Source organism: Streptomyces sp. NPDC002671, from assembly GCF_053592475.1.
Map to the genome: position 1 here is coordinate 1 of NZ_JBSFVU010000182.1, position 1,044 is coordinate 1,044.

Consider the following 1,044-nt stretch of genomic DNA (forward strand, 5'->3'; position numbering starts at 1 on the left):
AAGCCCATGGGGCCGATGACCGACATCTCGGTCTCGAAGCGTTCCATGACCTCGGCAGGGATAGGGCTGCCATAGCGCATGGCGAGGCCCTTCAGGCACTCCTTGCGCAGCCAGGACTCCTGCGACTCCCCCTCCGAGCTGCCGGAGGCGTGCGACAACACACTGCTGATCGCGGAGCGGATCGAGTCGTACGACTCCGTCTTCGAGAACGTCGATGAGATGCCGCAGTTCCCCGACGTGCCTCGTGCATGGAATGCGTGTGTTTGGTCCCGTGCCCTGCCATTCGACGATCACCAGTCAGATCCCGCCGCGCTGGGCCACGTTCTCCTTCCGCCAGACTCGTTCCTTGTGCGTGGCGCCATGGTCGAGCCGCCACTTACTCAGCAGGACCGGGGTGACGTTGGGCCGCGTGGTCATTCGCTGCCGGGTGCGTGCCAGTCCCAGGACGGGGTCGAAGGGAAGCCGGACGTCGACCACTTGGAGGCCGGTGGTGGCGGCCGCCTCGACCTGGTGGGTTGCTGGGGAACTCAGCAGGACCAGCTGATCCACCGAGGTGCCAGCCAGCACGGCTCGGGCCGCGACCTCACCCCCGTAGCTGTGCCCGAACACGGTCTGCAGCCCTCCAGACGCCAGCTCACCGGCCCAGTCGTGGAACCGGACCGCTGCGCGCCTGCGGTGCCCGGCCTGGTAGGCGCCGCTCCAGGCGAAGGCGGCACCGCCGGGGTAGAGGTTGGGGCGATGGTTGGTCAGGATGAAATTGTGGAACCCGCCCTGGCCGGGATACCACCAGTTCCCCTTCCATCCCCAGGTTCCGTGGATGATCGTCGACACCGGCTGGACAGTGGCTAGCGCGTTGACCGGGAGTGATGCCTGGGCCGAGGAGCGCTGCTGCTCGGTCGGGAGGAAGGCTGCTGTCGCCAGGGAGCGGGTTGTTGGATCAGGCGACCTCAGTGGGCGTTAAGTCCGTTTCTGGTATCGGCCTCGTCCGGGTTGGGTGAGGAAGCCTTGGCGGGTGAGGCGTCCGAGGCGGCTGCGGGTGATGTT

General features: G+C 66.9%; 1 protein-coding gene. It reads right to left on the reverse strand.

Features of this window, described 5'->3' with window-relative positions; all coding sequences use genetic code 11:
- Positions 1-297: 297 nt before the first annotated feature.
- Positions 298-831, reverse strand: coding sequence for an alpha/beta hydrolase (locus tag ACWD35_RS45610; protein WP_451357198.1), 534 nt, complete (start codon positions 829-831; stop codon positions 298-300).
- Between the last annotated feature and the right edge of the window lie 213 nt (positions 832-1,044).